Annotated in this window: 13 protein-coding genes and 1 riboswitch; of the genes, 11 read left to right on the top strand and 2 right to left on the bottom strand. The window is 72.9% G+C overall.

What is annotated here, in order from left to right; genetic code table 11:
* Nucleotides 1-184: 184 nt before the first annotated feature.
* Nucleotides 185-1,405 carry an MFS transporter gene (locus ACF1BN_RS34755; protein WP_392335579.1) on the bottom strand — a complete coding sequence of 407 codons (1,221 nt, stop codon included), beginning with the start codon at nucleotides 1,403-1,405 and terminating at the stop codon, nucleotides 185-187.
* Nucleotides 1,406-1,522: 117 nt separating this feature from the next.
* Here ACF1BN_RS34755 and ACF1BN_RS34750 point away from each other — a divergent pair, with 117 nt between their 5' ends.
* A complete protein-coding gene (locus ACF1BN_RS34750; RefSeq protein WP_392335578.1) occupies nucleotides 1,523-2,647 on the top strand; it encodes an ROK family transcriptional regulator in 1,125 nt (374 codons plus the stop codon).
* A 173-nt stretch (nucleotides 2,648-2,820) separates the two neighbouring features.
* On the opposite strand, the gene ACF1BN_RS34745 is transcribed toward ACF1BN_RS34750, so the two are convergent.
* On the bottom strand, nucleotides 2,821-5,187 hold the full coding sequence (locus ACF1BN_RS34745) for a chitinase C-terminal domain-containing protein (protein WP_392335577.1): 2,367 nt from the start codon (nucleotides 5,185-5,187) through the stop codon (nucleotides 2,821-2,823).
* Between the two features lie 242 nt (nucleotides 5,188-5,429).
* Nucleotides 5,430-5,559, top strand: a riboswitch (FMN riboswitch).
* A 170-nt stretch (nucleotides 5,560-5,729) separates the two neighbouring features.
* On the opposite strand from ACF1BN_RS34745, the gene ribD reads away from it, so the two are divergent.
* The 10 genes from ribD to ACF1BN_RS34695 all read left to right on the top strand — a co-directional run bounded on the left by ribD (nucleotide 5,730) and on the right by ACF1BN_RS34695 (nucleotide 14,376).
* Nucleotides 5,730-6,815 carry a bifunctional diaminohydroxyphosphoribosylaminopyrimidine deaminase/5-amino-6-(5-phosphoribosylamino)uracil reductase RibD gene (gene ribD / locus ACF1BN_RS34740; protein WP_392335576.1) on the top strand — a complete coding sequence of 362 codons (1,086 nt, stop codon included), beginning with the start codon at nucleotides 5,730-5,732 and terminating at the stop codon, nucleotides 6,813-6,815.
* 2 nt (nucleotides 6,816-6,817) lie between these two features.
* Nucleotides 6,818-7,426 carry a riboflavin synthase gene (locus ACF1BN_RS34735; RefSeq protein ID WP_392335575.1) on the top strand — a complete coding sequence of 203 codons (609 nt, stop codon included), beginning with the start codon at nucleotides 6,818-6,820 and terminating at the stop codon, nucleotides 7,424-7,426.
* Entirely contained in the window at nucleotides 7,423-8,058 is a 636-nt protein-coding gene (locus tag ACF1BN_RS34730) for a nicotinamide riboside transporter PnuC (RefSeq protein ID WP_392335574.1), read from the top strand. The genes ACF1BN_RS34735 and ACF1BN_RS34730 overlap by 4 nt, the downstream gene beginning before the upstream one ends.
* On the top strand, nucleotides 8,055-9,335 hold the full coding sequence (locus tag ACF1BN_RS34725) for a bifunctional 3,4-dihydroxy-2-butanone-4-phosphate synthase/GTP cyclohydrolase II (RefSeq protein ID WP_392335573.1): 1,281 nt from the start codon (nucleotides 8,055-8,057) through the stop codon (nucleotides 9,333-9,335). The genes ACF1BN_RS34730 and ACF1BN_RS34725 overlap by 4 nt, the downstream gene beginning before the upstream one ends.
* A gap of 34 nt (nucleotides 9,336-9,369) precedes the next feature.
* Nucleotides 9,370-9,867 (top strand): 6,7-dimethyl-8-ribityllumazine synthase, encoded by a 498-nt coding sequence (ribH, locus tag ACF1BN_RS34720; protein WP_376602553.1) that lies wholly within the window; start codon nucleotides 9,370-9,372, stop codon nucleotides 9,865-9,867.
* A 46-nt stretch (nucleotides 9,868-9,913) separates the two neighbouring features.
* The gene (locus ACF1BN_RS34715; RefSeq protein ID WP_031005643.1) at nucleotides 9,914-10,186 is read left to right on the top strand and encodes a phosphoribosyl-ATP diphosphatase; all 273 of its coding nucleotides are present in this window, start codon (nucleotides 9,914-9,916) and stop codon (nucleotides 10,184-10,186) included.
* Nucleotides 10,187-10,248: 62 nt separating this feature from the next.
* Entirely contained in the window at nucleotides 10,249-11,097 is an 849-nt protein-coding gene (hisG, locus tag ACF1BN_RS34710; protein ID WP_392335572.1) for an ATP phosphoribosyltransferase, read from the top strand.
* A 127-nt stretch (nucleotides 11,098-11,224) separates the two neighbouring features.
* Nucleotides 11,225-11,677 (top strand): PH domain-containing protein, encoded by a 453-nt coding sequence (locus ACF1BN_RS34705; protein WP_392335571.1) that lies wholly within the window; start codon nucleotides 11,225-11,227, stop codon nucleotides 11,675-11,677.
* Between the two features lie 306 nt (nucleotides 11,678-11,983).
* Nucleotides 11,984-13,321, top strand: a complete 1,338-nt coding sequence (locus ACF1BN_RS34700) for a hemolysin family protein (RefSeq protein ID WP_392335570.1) — start codon at nucleotides 11,984-11,986, stop codon at nucleotides 13,319-13,321.
* Nucleotides 13,318-14,376 carry a hemolysin family protein gene (locus tag ACF1BN_RS34695; protein ID WP_392335569.1) on the top strand — a complete coding sequence of 353 codons (1,059 nt, stop codon included), beginning with the start codon at nucleotides 13,318-13,320 and terminating at the stop codon, nucleotides 14,374-14,376. The genes ACF1BN_RS34700 and ACF1BN_RS34695 overlap by 4 nt, the downstream gene beginning before the upstream one ends.
* Nucleotides 14,377-14,503 lie beyond the last annotated feature (127 nt).

Genomic DNA, 14,503 nt, shown 5'->3' with positions numbered 1-14,503 from the left:
CGGGCCCGCACCGGGTCCCGGCGGGCCGGGTCGATGCCGGACCCGGTACGGGTCCGTACCAGGTCATGCCGACCCCGGTACGGACCCGTACCGGGGTTCGCCGGGACCCGGTGCGGGCCCGGCCGGGATTCCGCCAGGGCCCCGCAACAGCTCGGCCGTGGGTTCCGTCGGCCCCCGGTACGGCTCAGCCGACCGGGCCCGCGCTCTTCGCGGCGTCCGTGCCGGCGGGCGCCGCCGCCGGCACGCGCGGAGCGGTCCGCAGGACGCCCGCGCCGAGGATCAGGCCGAAGGCGAGCGCGGTGACCAGGCCGAACGAGAAGACCAGCGAGGTGGCGTCGGCGATGCCGCCGATCGCGGACGGGGCGATCAGGCCCGAGGTGTACGTGATGGTGGCGACGCCCGCGATGGCCTGGCTGGGGTTCGGGCCGGAGCGCGCGGCGGCGGCGAAGGCGAGCGGCACGACGACCGCGACCCCGAGGCCGATCAGACCGAATCCGGCCAGCGCCACGGCGGCGTGCGGGGCGGTGACCACCATGACTCCGCCGACGGTGGCGGCGGCGCCGCCGACCCGGACGGTGCGGACCGCGCCGAAGCGGTCCACCACCCGGTCGCCGGCCAGCCGGGCCACGGCCATGGTGAGCGCGAAGGCGGTGGTGGAGGCGGCGGCGAGCCCCGCCGAACTGCCCAGCTCGTCACGGAGGTAGACCGCCGACCAGTCGAGGCTGGCACCCTCGGCGAAGACCGCGCAGAAGCCGATGGCGCCGATCACCAGCGCGGACTTCGGCGGCAGCGCGAAGCGCGGCGGGGCCTCCTCCTCCTGGGAGGGGGCCGGGTCCAGCACGCCCTGGCAGAGGGCGAGGCCCAGCGCGGTCAGGACGAGCGCGCCGATCAGGTGGTGGAGCCGGGCGTCCGTGCCGAGGTGGGCGGCGACGGTGCCGGCCGCCGAGCCGAGCAGGGCTCCGACGCTCCACATGCCGTGCAGGCTGGACATGATGGAGCGGCCCAGCCGGTTCTCGGTCTCGACGCCGAGCGCGTTCATGGCCACGTCGGACATGCCGGCCGTGGCGCCGTACACGAAGAGGACGGCGCACAGGCCCCAGATGTTCGGGGCGAGCGAGGGAAGGATCAGCGAGAGCGTCCAGAGCGCGAGCAGACCGCGCAGGGCGGTGCGGGCCCCGAAGCGGTGACTGATCCGGCCGGCCAGCGGCATCGCGAGCGAGGCGCCGAGGGCGGGGAAGGCGAGCGCGAGGCCGAGCTGGCCGGCGCTGACCCCCGCGTGCTCCTGGATCCAGGGGATCCGGGTGGCGAAGCTGCCGGTCACGGCGCCGTGCACGCAGAAGACGGCGGCGACGGCGAAGCGTGCCCGCCGGAGCCGTTCGGAGCTGAGGACGGTCTCCGCCGTCATGTGGTCCTCCCCGGGACACGAGCGATCCGATGATGCGCCGTAAACTATCAGGAACCCTGCCTGATAAATAGTGGTCCGGAGCGAAGCGGGCGGGACGACGTCTGAGAGGATCACCGCATGGCCGCATCCCCGAGCACCGCCCGGGCCATCAACGACCGGCTCGCCCTGCGCCTGCTCCAGGACGAGGGCCCGTTGACGGCAGCCCAGCTCAAGACCCTCACCGGACTCTCCCGGCCCACCGTCGCGGACCTCGTCGAGCGGCTCAGCGGCTCGGGACTGGTCCACGTCGTCGGCGAGTCCGGCGCCGAGCGCCGCGGCCCCAACGCCAAGCTGTACGGGCTCGTCGCCGACCGCGCCCACCTCGCCGCGCTCGACGTCCGCACCCGCTCCGTCTCGGTCACCGTCACCGACCTGCTCGGCACCCCGCTCGCCGAGGCCGCCGCGCCGGTCGGCGAGGACGCCGGCACCGGACCCGCCGTCGAGAAGGCGGTCGCCCTCCTGGAGCGCACCGCGAAGGAGGCCGGCGCGGACCGGCTCCACTCCGTGGCCGTCGGCGCACCCGGCCTCATCGACCCGGCCACCGGCGAGCTCCGCGACTCCACCGGACTGCCCGCCTGGCACCGCCGGCTCGTCGCCGTCCTCCAGGAACGCCTGCCCGCGCACGTGCTCGTCGAGAACGAGACCAACCTCGCCGCCGTCGCCGAACTGCGCGAGGGCGCGGCCCGGGGGCGCGAGGACTTCGTCCTGCTCTGGCTCGGCCAGGGGGTCGGCGCCGCCGTGGTCCTCGGCGGCCGGCTGCGCCGCGGGGCGTCCGGCGGCGCGGGCGAGATCGGCTTCCTGCCGGTGCCCGGCACGTCCGGACTGCCCTCGGCGACCGGCTGCGACGGCGGATTCCACGAGCTGGTGAGCACCTCCGCCGTCGAGACCCTGGCCCGCGCGCACGGCCTCGACCCGGTGGGCGCCCTCGCCTCCGGCGACGGACCCTTCCTCGACGCCTACGCCCACCGGCTCGCCGTCGGCGCGGCGGCCGTCGCCGCCGTCCTCGACCCGGGCTGCGTGGTCCTGGCCGGCGAGGCCGGCCACGAGGGCGGGCCCGGCCTCGCGGCCCGCGTGGAGGCCGCGCTGGCCGCGCTCTCCCCGCTGCGCACCGAGGTCCGCGCCACCACCCTCGGCGACGCGGCGGTGCTGCGCGGCGCGCTGCTGCGGGCCCGGGACGCGGCGCAGGACGCGCTCTTCCCGTAGAAGCCCCCACGGACCGGACCCCCGCGCACCTCTCCGAACCAGCCCCCCCACGCACCGGACCCGGGAACGCGACCGCGCCGCGCCCCGGACAGGGGGGCGCGGCGCGGAGGGTGCGGCCCGGCGGCGGCCAAGGGCCGTGAGACCGCCGCCGGGGGTATTTCAGGGGTGGTGCGTCAGCAGGCGCCGAGGTCCTGCCAGACCCCCCACTCGCCGGTCGTGCCGGGCGCCTCGTTCTGCGTCCACCACTTGGCCTTGTACTTGCGGCCGTTGTGGGAGACCTCGTTGCCCGTGTTGTAGACCTGGCCGGCCACGTACGCCGGGGTGGCGCAGCCGGTGGGCGGCGTCGTCGGCGGGGTCGTCGGAGGCGTGGTCGGGGGAGTGGTCGGCGGGGTCGTCGGCGGCGTGGTGGGCGGGGTGGTCGAGCCGGGCTCCACCGTCGTCGTGCCGCGCGCCAGGTCGCCGGCGAGGGCGTACGTGGTGCCGTTGATGTTCACCGTCCAGTTGGAGGGGGTGGACACCGGCAGGTAGTAGTTGAAGGCGAGGTCGATCGACGCGCCCGGGGCGAGGGACTGCCAGGCCGGGAGCTTCAGCGAGACCCGGTGGAAGTCGCCCTTCAGGCCGCCCACGTTGGATCCGGTGTGGTCGCTGCTGATGACCTTGGTGCCGAAGCCGGACTGGTCCGAGGCGTTGGCCGGGGCCGAGGTGCCGTAGTCGAACTGGAACTCCGTGCCGCCGGGCAGCGCGGTGTTGGTCCGGTTGGTGATCTTGACCTTCGGGGTGAGCGGGTAGTTCGAGTCGCCCAGCTTGAACTCGGTGAAGGCGGTCTCGATGTTCACGGCCTGGGCCGGCAGCGCCTTGTTGGACTTCTTGGCGCCGTACGGGGTGGCGGCCTTGAACTTGTCGTACATCAGCGAGGTGAGCGTGTCACCCATCTCGTACTGGCCCTTGGTGGCGTTCCAGTCGTAGTCGCCGGCCATCTCCCAGACCATGGTGCCGCCGATGCCGCGGTCGACCACGTAGTCGGCCTTGGCGGCCACGGACTGCTCGTCCTCGGTGGAGAGGAAGGTCTTCGTCTGGGCGTTCCACAGCCACGGCGCGACCAGGGTCGAGTCGTACTTGCGGGCGTAGGTGCCGGTCAGCGTGGTGTTCGCCGGGAAGCCGTACTGGGTGACGTAGTCGCCGACGATCCCCTTCTCGAGGTTCTTGGCGTGCCACATCGGGTTGGAGCCGGCCGGCGCCTCCTTGCCCGCGTCGTCCTTGTCGTGCCACAGGTTGTCGATGCCGGAGGCGCCGTCACCGCACTTGGTCAGGCCGGAGCCCACCGGGCAGGTGGCCGCGGTGGCCTTGCCCCACAGGCCGTCGGTGCCGCCCTGCACGTTCTTGTGACCGCGGGTGTAGAAGGGCAGGCCGATGTTGATGCGGCCGGCCGGCATGGAGCCGCGGAAGTAGTGGTAGGCCCAGTCGGTGTTGAGGTAGCCGATGTTGCCGTACTGCGCGGAGCCGTAGACGTTGGCGGCGGCGAGCTCGCCGTCCTTGCCGTCGTCGAAGAGCGAGGCGTTCGGGCCGACGTACTCGTTCCAGGCGCCGTGCAGGTCGTACGACATGATGTTGACGTAGTCCAGGTACTTCTGCATCTGGTACGTCTCCATGCCGCGCAGAAGGTAGCCGGAGGAGGGGGCGGCGACGGTCAGCATGTAGTGCTTGCCGTCGGCGGCGCCGGCCGTGTCCAGCTTCTCGCGGAGGGACTTCATGAGGGCGTCGTAGCTCTTGACCAGACCCGCGCGGCGGCCGTTGGCGATCGACCAGTCGAGGGGGTTGCCCGCGTCCTTCATGGTCGTCGCGTACTCGTAGTCGATGTCGACGCCGTTGAATCCGTACTTGCGGATGAAGTCGACGGCCGAGGTGGCGAAGGTGTCGATGCCGGCCTGGTTGACCGAGCCGTCGGGGTTGGTCGTCATCGAGTAGAAGCCGCCGGAGTTCACCCGGCTGCCGTTGTCCGCGAAGTAGCCGCCCGTCTCGGCCCAGCCGCCGACGGAGATCAGCGTCTTCACGTCGGGGTGCTGCTTCTTGAACTTGTTCAGCAGGTTGAAGTGGCCCTTGTACGCGTAGGCCGGGTCCATCTCGGCGCCGGCCACTCCGGGCCAGGTCATGCCGGTGGAGGCGTTGTTCGGGCCGTCCGTCCCGACGGAGAGCTTGTTGGCGCCGTCGACGTGGGCGAAGGCGTAGTTGATGTGGGTGATCTTGTCCCACGGGATGTTGTTGGCGAGGAAGGCGGGCTGGCCGTTCTTCCCGGTCCGCCAGCTCGTGAAGTAGCCGATGACGCGGCGCTGGTGGTCGGCGCCCATCTTCTCGCGGCCCTCGGTGTCGTAGACCGAGCAGTACGGCACGTCGACGCCGGGCGTCTTGTACAGGCCGTCGGGGCGACAGCTCTCGTTGTCGGCGGCGTAGGAGACGCCTCCGGCGAGCGAGCTGAGCAGCAGGCCGGCCACGGCGGCACCGGACGCGAACAGCGACGCTCTCTTGGTCGTGGGGGACAGCACGATCAGGTCCTCCTCAGGGAGGTCAAAACACGCAACGAACAAGGGGGTGGTACGTGTTGGGCCCGTGGTGTGCGCACACCGTCGAGCCGTGCCTCGGAGGTGACACGGACATTAAGAGGACTAGACCAGTGCGTCAATAGGTCTGGACCAACGGAAAATTCCGTGGCATCGTGTGAGTGATCGCACAGGGATCGTGTGCATGCCCGTTGACAGCGCGTGGCACACTGGCCCTGTATCAGCAGCAGCGCACTCCGGGGTCGGTGTAATTCCGAACCGGCGGTATAGTCCGCGACCCGTCCGCAGCCAGCGGCCGGTTGACCAGGTGAGATTCCTGGACCGACGGTGAAAGTCCGGATGGGAGGCAGTGCGCGGCGGGCGACCCTGACCTGGGTGTGCCGGCCGTACGTCCGCTGGTGGCCGCGTTCCGTCGGCGCACCCGTGGACCTCCGGCCGTTCCGGCACCCCCCGCGCAGCCGTCGTACCCGCTCCCTGTCGTCATCGACAGGCCCCGGAGTCCGTGCCCGAAGAGGCAGGAGGACCCGGTGGACCGGCAGGCCGACATCACCGCCATGCGACGCGCCGTGGAGCTCGCCGCCCGCGGACTCGGCGCCACCAGCCCCAATCCCGTCGTCGGCTGCGTCGTCACCGACGCCTCCGGCCGCGTCGTCGGCGAAGGCTGGCACCAGCGCGCCGGAGGCCCCCACGCCGAGATCCACGCCCTGCGCGAGGCCGGCGACCAGGCCCGCGGCGGCACCGCCCACGTCACCCTCGAACCCTGCAACCACACCGGCCGCACCGGCCCCTGCGCGCAGGCCCTGATCGAGGCCGGCGTCGCCCGCGTCGTCTACGCCGTCGGCGACCCGAACCCGCAGGCCACCGGCGGTGCGGACACCCTCCGCGCGGCCGGCGTCGAGGTCGGGGCGGGACTCCTGGAGGACGAGGCGGAGGCCGGCAACATCGCCTGGCTCACCTCCGTCCGCTCCGGCCGCCCCTTCGTCCGCTGGAAGTACGCCGCCACCCTCGACGGCCGGACCGCCGCCGCCGACGGCACCTCCCGCTGGATCAGCTCCGCCGAGTCCCGCGCCGACGTGCACCGGCTGCGCGCCGAGGCCGACGCGGTCCTGGTCGGCGGCGGGACCCTGCGCGCGGACGACCCGCACCTCGCCGTCCGCGGCGTCGAGGGCGCCACCCAGCCCCTGCGGGTCGCCCTCGACACCCACGCCCGGCTGCTCCCCACCGCCCGGATCCTGGACGACGCCGCGCCCACCCTGCTGGTCGTCGGCGAGGACGCCGACACCCGGCACCTGCCCGGCGTCGACCTGCTGCGACTGCCCCTGCACGACGGCCGCGTCGGCGTCGGCGAACTGCTCGACGGGCTGTACGCGCGCGGCGTCCGCTCCGTCCTCCTCGAAGGCGGCGCCACCCTGGCGGGCGCCTTCGTCGCCGGGGGCGCCGTCGACCAGGTCGTCGGCTACCTCGCCCCGGTCCTCCTCGGCGCGGGCCCCGCCGCCCTCGCCGACGCCGGGATCACCACTCTCACCCGCGCGCTGCGCCTCGACATCACCGAGACCGCGCACATCGGATCCGATATCCGCATCACCGCCGTCCCGACCCTCAAGGGAGCCTGACCGTGTTCACCGGAATCGTCGAAGAGCTGGGCGAGGTCGTCGCCGTCGAGGAACTGCCGGACGCCTCCCGCTTCCGCCTCCGCGGACCCCTGGTCACCGAGGGCGCCCGGCACGGCGACTCCATCGCCGTCAACGGCGTCTGCCTGACCGTGGTCGAGACCGGTGACGGCGAGTTCACCGCCGACGTGATGGCCGAGACCCTCAAGCGCTCCTCCCTCGGCGCCCTGGAGCCCGGCTCCCCGGTCAACCTGGAGCGCCCCATGGCCGTCGGCGGCCGGCTCGGCGGACACATCGTCCAGGGCCACGTGGACGGCACCGGCACGATCCAGGAGCGGACCCCCTCCGAGCACTGGGAGCTCGTCCGGGTCGGCCTCCCCGCCCCCCTCGCCCGCTACGTCGTCGAGAAGGGCTCCATCACCGTCGACGGCGTCAGCCTCACCGTGGTCGAGGTCGGCGACGACTGGTTCACCATCAGCCTCATCCCCACCACCCTCGCCCTGACCACGCTGGGGCACAAGCAGCCCGGCGCCCCGGTCAACCTCGAGGTCGACGTCATCGCCAAGTACGTCGAGCGGCTGCTCGGCACGGACGGACGGGAGAACGCCCGATGAACTGGCTCAACTCCGAGGCGTTCACGATCTTCGGCCAGCACATCATGTGGTCCGACATGATCGGCAACACCATCGGCCTCATAGCCCTGGCCCTCGGCTGGCGCCGCTCCATCCTCACCTGGCCCGCCCAGCTCCTCTCCGGCCTGATCCTGGTCGGCGCCTACGCCTCCGCGAACCTCGCCGGCGGCGTCGGCAAGCAGCTCCTCGTCATCGGTGTCGCCGCCTGGGGCTGGTGGCAGTGGAACCGGGGCAGGCAGCAGGCCCAGGACGGCTCCATCGCCGTCCGGTTCGCCACCTGGAAGGAGCGCGGCCTCCTCGCCGGCGGCGCCGTCCTCGGCACCCTCGCCGTCGGCGGGCTCTTCACCCTCTACCCGTCGCTCTCCTGGAGCCCGTGGGCCGACGCGTACATCTTCGTCGGAACCCTCGTCGCGATGGTCGCCCAGGCCCGCGGCCTGGTCGAGTTCTGGTTCGCCTGGCTCCTCGTCGACCTCGTCGGCGTCCCGCTCGCCTTCAGCAGCGGCCTCGCCTTCTCCGGCCTGGTCTACGTCGTCTACTTCGCCCTCGTCCTGTGGGGCATGCGCGACTGGTGGCTCCGGACGCGTACCCCCGCTCTGGAAGGAGCCCCCGCATGAGCACCGTGCCGTCCGTATGGGACACCGAGGACCTCGCCCTCGACCCCGTCGAGCAGGCGATCCGCGACATCGCCGCCGGCCGCCCCGTGGTCGTCGTCGACGACGAGGACCGCGAGAACGAGGGCGACCTCGTCATCGCCGCCGAGAAGGCCACCCCCGAGGTCGTCGCCTTCATGATGAGCGAGTGCCGCGGCCTGATCTGCGCCCCCATGGAGCACGACGAGCTGGAGCGGCTCCACCTCCCGCAGATGGTCGAGCACAACACCGAGTCGATGCGGACGGCGTTCACGGTCTCCGTCGACGCGAGCCCGGAGCACGGCGTCACCACCGGCATCTCCGCCGCCGACCGCGCCACCACCCTCCGGATGCTCGCGAGCGGGCACCACGAGCCCTCCGACTTCGTCCGGCCCGGCCACATCTTCCCCCTGCGGGCCCGCGAGGGCGGCGTCCTCGCCCGCCCCGGCCACACCGAGGCCGCCGTCGACCTGGCCCGCCTCGCGGGCCTGCGCCCGGCCGGCGCGATCGTCGAGATCGCCGGCGAGGACGGCGTGATGCTCCGCCTCCCCGAGCTCGTCCCCTTCGCCCGCAAGCACGGCCTGACGATCATCTCCATCGAGGACCTGATCGCCTACCGCCGCTCCGCCGAGCCCACCGTCCGCCGCGAGGCCGAGGTCCACCTCCCCACCGCCCACGGCGAGTTCACCGCCTACGGCTACCGCTCCACGGTCGACGGCGTCGAGCACGTCGCCCTCGTCCACGGCGAGATCGGCGACGGCGCCGACGTCCTCGTCCGCGTGCACTCCGAATGCCTCACCGGCGACGTCTTCCACTCGCTGCGCTGCGACTGCGGCCCCCAGCTCCAGGCGTCCATGGACCGCATCCAGGAGGCCGGCCGCGGCGTCGTCGTCTACCTCCGCGGCCACGAGGGACGCGGCATCGGCCTGCTCTCCAAGCTGCGCGCGTACGAGCTCCAGGAGCGCGGCCGCGACACCCTCGACGCCAACCTCGAACTCGGCCTGCCCGCCGACGCCCGCGACTACGCCGCCGGCGCGCAGATCCTCGCCGACCTCGGGGTCCGGAGCCTCCGGCTCATGACCAACAACCCCGACAAGATCGACGCCCTCACCCGCCACGGACTCGCCGTCGAGGGCCGCGAGCCGATGCCCGTCACGGCCGGCGAGCACAACCTCCGCTACCTGACCACCAAGCGGGACCGGATGGGCCACGACCTGCCCTGGCTCGACGGCTCCCCGGCCCCCACCTGCGGCAACCAGTAACCCCGATCGTCTTTCGCACCCAGCAAGGAGAACCATGAGCGGCAAGGGCGCACCCGTCCTCAGCGTGAAGAACTGCGGCGACCTGAGGGTCGCGGTCATCGCGGCGCAGTGGCACGAGAAGATCATGGACGGCCTGGTGGACGGCGCCCTGCGCGCCCTGTCCGAGCTCGGCATCGACGAGCCGACCCTGCTCCGCGTCCCCGGCAGCTTCGAGCTCCCGGTCGTGGCGAAGGTCCTCGCGGAGCGCGGCTACGACGCGATCGTCGCCCTCGGCGTGGTCATCCGCGGCGGCACCCCCCACTTCGACTACGTGTGCCAGGGCGTCACCCAGGGCCTGGTGCAGGTGTCGATCGACACCGGTGTTCCCGTCGGCTTCGGCGTGCTGACCTGCGACAACGAGGAGCAGGCCCTGGACCGCGCCGGCCTGGAGGGGTCGAACGAGGACAAGGGCCACGAAGCGGTCACCGCCGCCGTCGCCACCGCCACCACCCTCCGCACGGTCAGCGAGCCCTGGCGGCAGTCCACCAAGTGAACCCTGGCGACGGAGCCCCCGGGTGAACCCGTACTCTAAGGACATCATGGCGAACAAAACCTTCGAAGAGCTCTTCACCGAGCTCCAGCTCAAGGCCGCCAACGGCGACCCCAGCACCTCCCGCACCGCGGAACTGGTCGGCAAGGGCGTCCATGCCATCGGCAAGAAGGTCGTCGAAGAGGCCGCCGAGGTCTGGATGGCCGCGGAGTACGAGGGCAAGGAGGCGGCCGCCGAGGAGATCTCGCAGCTGCTGTACCACGTCCAGGTGATGATGGTCGCCCGCGGGATCTCCCTCGACGACGTCTACGCCCACCTCTGAGCCGACCGGCCCCGAGCACCCCACCGTTCCCCACCACTCCCAGGCAAAGGAAGCCCCCACCCATGCTGCGCATCGCCGTCCCCAACAAGGGTTCCCTCTCCGGACCTGCGTCGGCCATGCTCCATGAGGCCGGCTACCGCCAGCGCAAGGAGTCCAAGGAACTGGTGGTCATCGACCCCGAGAACGAGGTCGAGTTCTTCTACCTGCGGCCGAAGGACATCGCCATCTACGTGGCCTCCGGGAAGCTGGACATCGGCATCACCGGCCGTGACCTGCTCCTGGACTCCGGCGCGAGCGCCGAGGAGATCCTGGCGCTGAACTTCGGCCGCTCCACCTTCCGCTACGCCACCCGTCCGGGCACCGCCCAGGGCCCGGAGGACTTCGGCGGCATGACGATCGCCACCTCCTACGAGGGCATCGTCGCCAAGCACCTCGCCGACCAGGGCATCGACGCCTCCGTCGTGCACCTCGACGGCGCCGTCGAGACCGCGATCCAGCTGGGCGTCGCCCAGATCATCGCCGACGTCGTCGAGACCGGCACCAGCCTGCGCAACGCCGGCCTGGAGGTCATCGGCGAGCCCATCCTGAAGTCCGAGGCGGTCGTGGTCCGCCGCCACGGCGCCGAGACCGACCACCCGCAGGTCCAGCAGTTCCTCCGCCGCCTCCAGGGCGTCCTGGTCGCCCGCAGCTACGTGATGATGGACTACGACTGCCGCGCCGAGCACCTGGAGCAGGCCGTCGCCCTCACCCCGGGCCTGGAGTCGCCGACCGTCTCCCCGCTGCACAACGAGGGCTGGGTCGCGGTCCGCGCCATGGTCCCCGCCAAGGAGGCGCAGCGGATCATGGACGACCTGTACGAGATCGGTGCCCGCGCGATCCTCACCACCGCGATCCACGCCTGCCGTCTCTGACGGCCCGGCACCCGTACCGCCCCGGGCCCGTCCGCCCGTCCCCGTCGGGTCCGGCCCGCCCGGCACGCACGACCCGGCCCCGTCCGAAGCCCCTGGCAGGACGGGGCCCAGGCACCGAGGAACCCCCATGTCCGAGTCGCCCACGCCCGCCCTCCCGGTCACCTTCCGGCCGGGCCGCACCCGCGCCGTCCTGCTGACCGTCGGCGTCGTCATGTTCACGGCGATCACCGCCGTGGCGCTGATGCTGGAACGGCTCGGACCGGGGGAGCGGGCCAGCTTCGTCTTCACCGCCGCCCTCTTCCTCCTCGTCCTCGTGATGCTGAGCCGCCCCAAGGTCGTCGCCGACAGCGAGGGCGTCACCGTCGTCAACATCACCCGCACCCGGCGCCTCGCCTGGGCGGAGATCCTCCGCGTCAACCTGCGTCCCGGCGACCCGTGGGTCTTCCTCGACCTCAGCGACGGCACCAGCCACCCCGCGCTCGGCATCCAGCCGGGCATCGCGAAGGAGTCCGCGATCCGCGACGCCCGCGCCCTGCGGGCCCTCGCCGAGAGCCGCGGCACCGGCGCCGAGACCGCCTGAACCCCGACCCGTACCCCCGGACCACCCGCCCGGACCCCGACCCGTACCCCCGGGCCACCCGCCCGGACCCCGAGGCCGGCTCCGGGGGAACCCCCGGCCGTCCCCCATCCGGGGCGTCCCCCTGCCGTGCGGGGCTCCCGCGTGACTACTCTTGAGGCGGTGGTGCCGGGCGCACCACCGCCTCGCGCGTGCAGGGCCGCCGCCGGCGGCCGGCGAGGCCACCCTTCGACCCGAGGAGTGACTCCCTCCGGCAATGGACGGATCGTCCGGTAGTACCCGCGCCGCCCCCTCGTCCGAGGCGGCGGCATGATCGTCTCCCTGCTGCTCCTCCTGGCAGCCTTTCTCCTCATCCTCGCCAACGGCTTCTTCGTCGCCGCCGAGTTCGGTCTCGTGACCGTCGAGCGTGCCGAGGCCGAGCGGGCCGCGGCCGCCGGCGACCGGCGCGCCCGCACCGTCGTCTCGGCGCTGCGCGAGCTGTCCTTCCAGCTCTCCGGCACCCAGCTCGGCATCACCCTCACCTCGCTCGTCATCGGCATGCTCGCCGAGCCCGCGCTCGCCTCCCTCCTGCGCGCCCCGCTGACCGCCACCGGGCTCCCCCCGGGCGCCGTCTCCGCGGTGGCCGTGGTCATCGGCATGCTGCTCGCCTCGGCGCTGCAGATGGTCGTCGGCGAACTGGTCCCCAAGAACTGGGCGGTCTCCCGGCCGCTCCAGGTCGCCCGCTTCGTCGCCGCCCCGCAGCGCCGCTTCTCCGCCGTCTTCCGGCCGGTGATCGCCCTGCTCAACCGGGTGGCGAACGGGCTCGTCAGGGCCATCGGAGTCGAGCCCACCGACGAGCTGGACTCGGTCCGCACCCCCGGCGAGCTGGAATCCCTCGCCCGGCACTCCGCCCGGGCCGGGGCCCTCGCGCAGGACACCGCCGACCTCTTCGTACGAACCCTGTCCCTCGGCGGCCTCACCGCCGAGCAGGTCATGACCCCGCGCGTGAAGGTCAGCGCGCTCCGGTGGGACGCCACCGCGGCCGACGTCCTCAACCTCACCCGCGCCACCGGTCTCTCGCGCTTCCCCGTCTACCGGGACCGCATCGACGAGATCGTCGGCATGGTGCACCTCAAGGACGCCCTCGCCGTCGCCCCCGGCGCCCGCCCGAGGACCTCGGTCGGGCGGATCGCCGTCCCGCCGCTGCTCGTCCCCGAGTCGCTGCCCGTCCAGACCCTCCTGGAGCGGCTGCGCCGCGAGCAGCCGATCGCCGTCGTCGTCGACGAGTACGGCGGCACGGCCGGCGTGGTCACCCTGGAGGACATCGTGGAGGAACTCGTCGGCGAGGTCCGCGACGAGCACGACACCCCCGCCGACTCCCGCCCCGAGCTGGCCGCCGCGCCCGCCGAGGACGGCCGCCCCGCCTGGGAGGCCGACGGCTCCTGCCGGGTCCACACCCTGCGCCGGATAGGCCTCGACGTGCCGGAAGGCCCGTACGAGACCGTCGCCGGGCTCGTCGCCGACCTCCTCGGCCGGATCCCGGCCCCCGGCGACCGGGCCGAACTGCCCGGCTGGCGGCTCTCGGTCCGCCGCGTCGACCGCTTCCGGGCCGAGCGGGTCCGGATCGTGCGCACCGCCCCCGTACCGATGGCGGAGGCCGTCCGATGAGCACCCTGCACCTCCTCCTCGCCCTCTTCCTGGTCCTGGCCAACGGCTTCTTCGTCGGGGCCGAGTTCGCGCTCGTCTCCGTCCGCCGCAGCCAGATCGAGCCGATCGGCGGCGCCCGCGCCGCCCGGGTGCTGTACGGCCTGGAGAACCTGCCGCGGATGATGGCCGCCGCCCAGTTCGGCATCACCGTCTGCTCGCTCACCCTCGGCGCGGTCGCCGAACCGACCGTCGCCCACCTCCTGGAGCCGGCCTTCCACGCCGTCGGCGTCCCGGCCGGACTCATCCACCCGCTGGGCTTCGTGATCGCCCTCGCCGTGGTCGTCTTCCTCCACCTCGTCATCGGCGAGATGGTCCCGAAGAACCTGGCGATGGCCGCGCCGGAGCGGACCGCGCTCCTGCTCGCCCCCGGCCTCGTCGGCTTCGCCCGGCTCTGCCGGCCCGTGACGGCCGCCCTGGGCGCCTGCTCGCGGCTGGTCCTGCGGGCCTTCAAGGTCGAGCCGAAGGACGAGGTCGAGGCCGTCTTCACCAGCGCCCAGCTCGGCCGCCTCGTCGAGGACGCCGGGCAGGCCGGACTCCTCGACCCGGCCGCGCAGGAGCGCCTGGAGGACGCCCTGGAGCTGGGCAGCCGCCCGGTCACCGACGTCCTCCTCCCGGCCGCCGGGCTCGTGACCGTCCCGCCGTCGGTCACCCCGCGCGAGATCGAGGAGCTGACCGTGCGGACCGGCTACTCGCGCTTCCCGGTCCGGGCCGAGGGCCGCCACCCGGCCGTCTTCCTGGGCTTCGTGCACGTGAAGGACGTCCTCGACGCGGAGGAGCGCGAGCGGGCGGTGCCGCAGCAGCTGTGGCGTCCGCTGGCGACGCTCCGCGCCGAACTCCCGCTCGACGACGCCCTCACCGTGATGCGCCGGGCGGCGACCCACCTCGCGCAGGTCGCCGACGCCTCCGGACGGATCCTCGGCCTCGTCGCCCTGGAGGACGTCCTGGAGACACTGGTGGGAGAGGTCCGCGACCCCGCCCACCGGCTGCGACCGGCCCCGGAGCCGGTCGCGGGCTAGGTGTATTGATCACGAGCGTTGTTGACACCGGTTCGGTCTTGAAGATGGCGAAGACCTCCGGTGTGGTGGGAGCTGTCTAGGAACTCACCGCACGGAGGTCTTCGTGTCCCACCGTAATGCCCGGCTG

It is taken from the genome of Streptomyces sp. NPDC014861, assembly GCF_043081625.1.
GTDB lineage: Bacteria > Actinomycetota > Actinomycetes > Streptomycetales > Streptomycetaceae > Streptomyces.
This window is presented reverse-complemented; position numbering and strand designations above follow the sequence as displayed.